The sequence below is a fragment of the Corynebacterium sp. HMSC074E01 genome (assembly GCF_001808885.1).
GTDB lineage: Bacteria > Actinomycetota > Actinomycetes > Mycobacteriales > Mycobacteriaceae > Corynebacterium.
The window spans coordinates 185211-192448 of the sequence record NZ_KV794854.1; the positions used below are offsets into that span (position 1 = coordinate 185211).

The 7238-nt window shown below is 60.9% G+C and carries 6 protein-coding genes; 4 read left to right on the top strand and 2 right to left on the bottom strand.

The features are described 5' to 3' along the window. Positions 1-72 precede the first annotated feature (72 nt). The gene (gene ilvN / locus HMPREF2537_RS10295; RefSeq protein ID WP_070528612.1) at positions 73-588 is read right to left on the bottom strand and encodes an acetolactate synthase small subunit; all 516 of its coding nucleotides are present in this window, start codon (positions 586-588) and stop codon (positions 73-75) included. After that, the gene (locus HMPREF2537_RS10300; RefSeq protein ID WP_070528614.1) at positions 581-2413 is read right to left on the bottom strand and encodes an acetolactate synthase large subunit; all 1833 of its coding nucleotides are present in this window, start codon (positions 2411-2413) and stop codon (positions 581-583) included. The genes ilvN and HMPREF2537_RS10300 overlap by 8 nt, the downstream gene beginning before the upstream one ends. 314 nt (positions 2414-2727) lie before the next feature. Here HMPREF2537_RS10300 and HMPREF2537_RS10305 point away from each other — a divergent pair, with 314 nt between their 5' ends. From HMPREF2537_RS10305 to HMPREF2537_RS12550, 4 genes are all read left to right on the top strand, one after another. Beyond that, complete coding sequence (locus HMPREF2537_RS10305; RefSeq protein WP_070528620.1) at positions 2728-3261, top strand: PH domain-containing protein; 534 nt, start codon at positions 2728-2730, stop codon at positions 3259-3261. Positions 3262-3263: 2 nt separating this feature from the next. Next, complete coding sequence (gene ilvD, locus HMPREF2537_RS10310; RefSeq protein WP_070528623.1) at positions 3264-5117, top strand: dihydroxy-acid dehydratase; 1854 nt, start codon at positions 3264-3266, stop codon at positions 5115-5117. A gap of 11 nt (positions 5118-5128) precedes the next feature. Further along, complete coding sequence (locus HMPREF2537_RS10315) at positions 5129-6397, top strand: glycosyltransferase 87 family protein (RefSeq protein WP_070528626.1); 1269 nt, start codon at positions 5129-5131, stop codon at positions 6395-6397. A 99-nt stretch (positions 6398-6496) separates the two neighbouring features. Beyond that, positions 6497-7238 (top strand): helix-turn-helix domain-containing protein (locus HMPREF2537_RS12550; protein WP_148138151.1); only part of this gene is annotated, 742 nt, incomplete at its 3' end.

The following is a 7238-nucleotide window of genomic DNA, read 5'->3' on the forward strand; positions in this document are numbered from 1 at the left end:
ACTCATCAAGTAGTAACTCGGTCTATTGAATTTGTATCATAATTTGGGACACTGCGCCCACATTGTGAGATTTTATTTTGTCGGTGCCATTGCCTTCGGCCCGCGCCCCAGCGCGACGTTGCCGGATTGCACCAGCTCGCGAATGCCGAAAGGCTCGAGGACGTCGAGAAGCGCCTGCAGCTTGCCCGGCGTACCGGTGGCTTCAACCACCACGGACTCCGGCGAGACGTCCACGATGCGCGCGCGGAAAATGTTCACTGCATCGACCACCTGGGGGCGGTTCGAGTTATCCGCGGCAACCTTTACCAGCATGATCGAGCGGGCAATGGTGTTTTCTTCCTCCAGCTCCACCACCTTGAGCACCGGGACGATTTTGTTGAGCTGCTTCGTCACCTGCTCGATGATGACCTCGGAGGCATCCACGACGATGGTCAGGCGGTTAATGCCTTCCGTCTCGGTCCGGGCAGACACCAATGAGATGAGGTTGTAGCCACGGCGGGTGAACATGCCGGTCACACGGGAGATGATGCCCTCAATATCTTGGACCCGCACGGATAGGATGTGTCGGGTGATGTCGTCTTTAGCCATTGTTTTCGGCCTCCTCGAGGGATTCGTGGATGTCGGCCGGTTCCTCGGCCGCGGACTCATTGTCATCAAACAGCGGGCGCAGGCCCAGGGCGTACTGGATTTCTTCGTTAGAAGCCCCGCCGCCAATCATCGGCCACACCTGGGCATCCTGACCCACGATGAAATCGATGACCACTGGCCTGTCATTGATTGAGCGCGCACGTTCAATCGCAGGGCCGATCTCTTCTGCCGTGGTGACGCGAATGGACTCGCAGCCAAGAGCTTCGCTGAGCTTGACAAAGTCCGGCACATACTCGTCGTGCTCGCGCAGCTTGGTGTGGGAGTACTTGTTGTCATAGAAGAGCGTCTGCCACTGGCGCACCATGCCCAGGTTGCCGTTATTGATCACGGCAACCTTGATGGGAAAGCCTTCCACGGCCGCGGTGGTCAGCTCCTGGTTGGTCATCTGGAAGCAGCCATCGCCATCGATAGCCCAGACCTCTCGCTCCGGGCAGGCAGCCTTTGCGCCCAGCGCCGCGGGCACGGCGTAGCCCATCGTGCCGGCGCCACCGGAGTTGATCCAGCTGCGGGGGCGCTCGAAGTCGAGGAACTGCGCCGACCACATCTGGTGCTGGCCCACGCCCGCACAGTAGATAGCCTCCGGGCCAACGATGGAGCTGAGTTTTTGGATCACCTCTTGCGGGTTGAGCAGGCCATCTGACGTCGGCTCAAAGCCGCGCGGGAAGCGGCGCTGCATGTTCCCCAAATACTCCATCCACGGACCAATTTGCGGGGCATCCAGCTCCGCATCATTGGCATAAGCCTTGGTCAGACGCAGAAGCACCTCGCGGGCATCGCCCACGATGGGAACAGCCACCTCGCGGATTTTGCCGATTTCCGCCGGGTCAATGTCGGCATGGATCACCTCGGCGTGGGGAGCAAAGGTGTCCGTATCACCGGTCACGCGGTCGTCGAAGCGTGCACCCACGGCGATGATAAGGTCCGCGCGCTGCAGGGCCGCCACCGCGGGCACGGTACCGTGCATGCCGGGCATACCCATGTGCTGCGGATGATTATCCGGGAAGGCACCGAGAGCCATGAGCGTGGTCACTACAGGGATACCGGTTAGCTCCGCAAACTCGCGCAGCTCCCGGGATGCCTCGGCCTTGATGACGCCGCCGCCAACGTAGAGCACCGGACGCTCGGCGCGCGCAATGCGCTGAACAGCCTGGGTAATCTGGCGCGGGTGCGGAGTAGTCGTGGGCTTGTACCCCGGTAGCTCCGGCATCTTTGGGCCCGAATATTCCATATAAGCGTTCTGCACGTCCTTCGGGATATCCACGAGCACAGGCCCTGGGCGCCCAGTGGCGGCCAAATGGAAGGCTGCCGCGATCGCCCCGGGGATATCCTCTGCCTTAGTGACGATGAAGTTGTGCTTCGTAATCGGCATCGTCACGCCACGGATATCAGCCTCTTGGAAGGCATCGGTGCCCAGCAGGGAGCTGCCCACCTGGCCCGTGATTGCCACGACGGGAATCGAGTCCAGGTTGGCGTCAGCCAGCGGGGTCACCAGGTTGGTCGCACCCGGGCCGGAGGTAGCAATCATGACGCCGACCTTTCCGGATGCTTGGGCGTAGCCTTCGGCTGCATGGCCGGCCCCCTGCTCGTGGCGGGTGAGCACGTGGCGCAGCTTCGTGGATTCAAAGAGGGCGTCGTACAGCGGAAGCACGGCGCCACCCGGAATGCCGAAGACAAGCTCGGTGCCCAAATCTTCGAGGGTACGGACAATGGCGTGTGCGCCCGTGATGCGCTCGGGCGCCCGCTGTGGCGGTGTGGAAGCTGTCACGGTTGATGTGCTCCTTTGGTGGGTGTGGATATCGGAGAGATCATCCAACAAATAACGCCCCCGCTGTCCTTCCTGGGTGTGAAGGTAACGGGGGCGCTTGCTGGTCGACGTCACTAGTGGACTCGCTACGGCACGCGCCGCCCGGGTACTACTACGAGGTGAAGTCGAATAATGATCATGGGATAAACTGTACACTGATAGAAACGCCACCGCAGGCCCTTACCCCCATTTTTGGGATCTTTTTCTCATTTTGCGAGATTGCACAGGTGGGGCGGTTCGCCACCGCGCCGCACAGTCAATTACGATGGCCCACTATGACGTCCTCACATCCGCAGAACGCATCAACTCGTGCCGAACACCCCACGGCCGAAACGTTCAAGCCCACCCGCGAACACCTCCTCGGCATTGGCATCCTCGCCGCCATTGCTTTTCTCAGCATTGGCTGGGCCCCGAAGTACCTCTTCTGGGTACTCATCTTCCCAGTGCTGGCCATCTGGTGGGTTCTACGCGCACGCACCACCGTCGACGGCAAGGGCGTCCACATTTCCTATGGCTTCCGCGGCCCCAAGAACATCGAGTGGGGCAACTTCAAGGGAATCGGCTTCCAGCGCTCGCGGGCCTACGCCCGCACCACAAGCGGCAACAACTTCAACCTGCCGGGAGTGACCTTCAACTCCCTCCCCCGCCTTGCCGCCGCTTCCAATGGGCGCATCCCCGACGCATTGACTGCAGGCCGCAACGCCGCCGACGACAAGGTCATCATCGTCCACCGCGATGGCCAGCAAGTCCTCCTCACCAAGGAGGAATACGCCGAGTACCTCAAGAAACACCCCGAACTAAAGGATTAACCATGTACCCGCTCCGCTCCAAAGTCACCACCGTTGGCCGCCAGGCATCTGGTGCCCGCGCACTGTGGCGCGCTACCGGCTCCAAGGAGAGCGACTTTGGCAAACCAATTGTCGCTATTGCCAACTCCTTTACCCAGTTCGTACCCGGTCACGTCCACCTCAAAAACGTCGGCGACATCGTGGCCGACGCCGTCCGCGAAGCCGGCGGCGTGCCGAAGGAGTTCAACACCATTGCTGTTGACGATGGCATCGCCATGGGCCACAGCGGCATGCTCTACTCCCTGCCTTCGCGGGAGATCATCTCCGATTCCATCGAGTACATGGTCAATGCCCACACTGCCGACGCCCTGGTGTGCATCTCGAACTGTGACAAGATCACCCCGGGCATGTTGAATGCCGCGCTACGCCTCAACATCCCCACCATCTTCGTCTCCGGTGGCCCGATGGAAGCCGGCAAGGCCGTTGTCGTTGACGGCGTGGCACACGCACCGACGGATCTGATTACGGCCATTACAGCGTCGGCCAGCGATGCCGTCTCCGATGAGGGCTTGACCCGCGTGGAGGAATCCGCCTGCCCCACCTGTGGTTCCTGCTCCGGCATGTTCACCGCCAACTCCATGAACTGCCTCACCGAGGCACTCGGCTTGGCCCTTCCGGGCAATGGCACCACGCTGGCTACCCACAGCGCCCGCCGCGATCTCTTCGAGCAAGCCGGCCGCACCATCGTGGACCTGTGCCGACGCTACTACGGCGACGAAGACGACGCCGTTCTCCCGCGCTCGATTGCCACCAAGGAAGCCTTCAGCAATGCCATGGCTTTGGACATGGCTATGGGTGGTTCCACCAACACCATCCTCCACACGCTGGCCGCCGCGCAGGAGGGCGAGGTGGACTTCACCCTCGAGGACATCAATGAGATCTCCTACCGCGTACCTTGCCTGTCCAAGGTAGCCCCCAACGGCACTTACCACATCGAGGACGTGCACCGCGCCGGGGGCATCCCCGCTATCTTGGGCGAGTTGCGCCGCGCGGGCCACTTGAACCTCAAGGTCCACACCGCGCTCTACGACAACGCCGAGGAATGGCTTGATGATTGGGATATCCGCGGCGGCAAGGCCACGGAGGCCGCTCTCGAACTTTTCCACGCCGCACCCGGCGGTGTACGCACCACCGAGCCATTCAGCCAATCCAACCGATGGGATGAGCTCGACACCGACGCTGCCAATGGCTGCATCCACGACGCCGAGCATGCCTTCTCCTCCGACGGTGGCCTGGTCGTCCTGCGCGGCAACCTCGCTCCCAACGGGGCCATCGTCAAGGCCGCCGGTGTTGAAGAGGAACTGTGGACCTTTACCGGCCCAGCTCGCGTGGTGGAATCCCAGGAAGAGGCCGTATCCATCATCCTTAAAAAGGAAGTCCAGCCTGGCGATGTCATCGTCATCCGTTACGAGGGCCCCGCGGGCGGTCCCGGCATGCAGGAGATGCTGCACCCGACCTCCTTCCTCAAGGGCTCCGGCCTGGGCAAGGCCTGCGCCTTGATTACCGATGGCCGCTTCTCCGGCGGTACCTCCGGCCTGTCCATCGGACACATCTCCCCCGAGGCTGCCCACGGCGGCCTCATCGGCCTAGTGGAAAACGGTGACCCCATCACCATCAACATCCGCGAGCGCCAGCTCACCCTCGACGTGGACGAAGACGTGCTGGAACGCCGCCGCGCCACCGAGGAGCAGCGTGAGAAGCCCTGGACGCCAAAGGACCGCAACCGCCCGGTCACCAAGGCTCTGCGCGCCTACGCCAACATGGCCACCTCTGCAGACCGCGGTGCGGTGCGCGTGGTGGATGGCTACGTCAATTAGAGTATGGGGCGATGAAATTCGCCACTAACGCCGCAAGGCGCACACTCCTGACCGCCGCCGGGCTTATCGTGGGCCTGGTAGGCGTCATCCGTCACATCCTCCACACGGACTTCCCAGTGGACATGATCATTTACCGCGAGGGCGTGCGCGCCTTCATGGAGGGGCGCTCGGTCTATTCGGAGCCGATGTACGCCGGGGATTTGACGCTCCCCTTCATCTATCCACCCTTCGGCGCGCTCGTCATGGTGCCGCTGACTGCCTTTGAGTGGATGAGTGACTCCCTGGCAGGCGATATCATGATCGTCCTCTCGGACGCCCTAGTCTTCGCTTGCCTCTACGCTATCTTCCGCGCGCTAAAGGTACCGAACCTGTGGCCCACCGTGGCGATCGCGTGGGCCGCGGCCATGTTCTTTGAGCCCATCCGCCTCAACAACGGCTTTGCGCAAATCAACATTGTCATCATGGCGCTGGTCATCTTCGATCTGGTTCCCCGCAAGCGGAAGCTTCCACAAGGCTGGCTGATAGGTCTCGCGGCGGCCATCAAAATTACCCCGTTGGCCATGCTGCTGTATTTCCTGTTGCGCCGCGAATGGAAGCCAATTCTCACCGCCTTCGTCTCCGCTGTCTTGGCCACCTTGCTGGCCGCCGCCTACCGTTGGGAGGCTTTCGTTGAATTCTTCACCTCGAAGCTTCTCGATATGGGCAAGGGCGCGGACTTCGGCGTGGCCACGGACTATCAATCCAACTCTTCGCTCAAGGGCGTTATCCAGCGCCTCTTTACCTCCCAGGAGGCCATGGACAACCACGGCACGCTTATTAATGTGCTATGGCTGGTCGCGGCGCTCGTGATCATCGGTGTTGGCTCGGCACTCATCCTGGCGCAAATGCGGCGAAGCCTGCTTGTCGATGCCCACCTCACCACCGCCACCATCATGCTGCTCATCTCGCCTGTTTCGTGGTCGCACCACTGGGTGTGGCTGTCGCTCATCGTGCCGGTTCTGGTCTACCGCGCCTGGTCCTGGCGCAATTCCACCTGGGTCGCCGGCAGCCTGCTGGCTGTACTCGCCGCTTGGGTGGGCATGCTGCTGACCGTTCCGCCGAAGTGGTGGTTTGGTGACAGCATCGATGTCCACGCGATGCCGCTGTACCAGAAGTTCTTGGTCGATGACTTCGTGTGGCTGGCACTACTCAGCTGGATTCTCTACGCCATCTGCCTCAAGGCTCGAGGCACTCAATCCGACAAGCCACATACTGAGCTCGCTGCGGCCCAAACCAACTAAGCCCCGAAACGCAAAACTGCCTGTTCTGCCAAAGTTGTTCGCCGCGCCTGCGGCGGGCTCAGGTGGTGAATACATCTATACAGCTAGGAGGTTGTGTAGATGTTAGGCGATAGAAAGCTACGTGAGCGGTATGTGCAGGCGTATCTGCATGATGCGCGTCCGATGTCGGTGATCCTCAAGGAGTTGGGGGGCTCGAAGGCTACGGCGAAGGTGTGGCGCCAGGCTGAGGGCCTTAGCCGTGGCAAGCGCCGTCGGAGCCTGAATGAGGATAAGTACAAAGATCAATACCAAAAGATCATTGCTATTGTAGAAAGCGGTCGGTCTGCGCATAGTGCACTGAAAGAGACAGGTTTCCCACAGACCGCTTACCGATACCTTGCGCAAGACGGTATCGAACTCGCCAATACCAGTCGCGGTGGAGCCATACAACACGAGCGGGATCGCATTGCCCAAGCTTTGAAACTTGTGGATGCTGGCAAAAGCTATAAACAGGCCGGCCAGGTTGTTGATCGCTGCACTGCCACGGTGAAAACGTGGCACCATAATCGCATGTATGGGCGTTGGGTACTCAATGATCATCCCACTGAATCCGAATCGAAGGTAGGACGCGGAAAGCGTCTTATCCGCCATGACCGAATAGCGATAGCCTATCTGCTTGATCAGGGTCTTACTCACCGTGAGATTGCAGCCCACCTTGGCCGGAATCAGTCGACGATTAGCAGGGAAATCGCCCGGGGGATGACTGAGCATGGCTACGATGCCCTCGTGGCGCAAAAGCGGGCTGTAGACCGTTTAGCCAGGCCTAAACCCCGTAAACTCGATACCAACCCGCAGTTGCGGG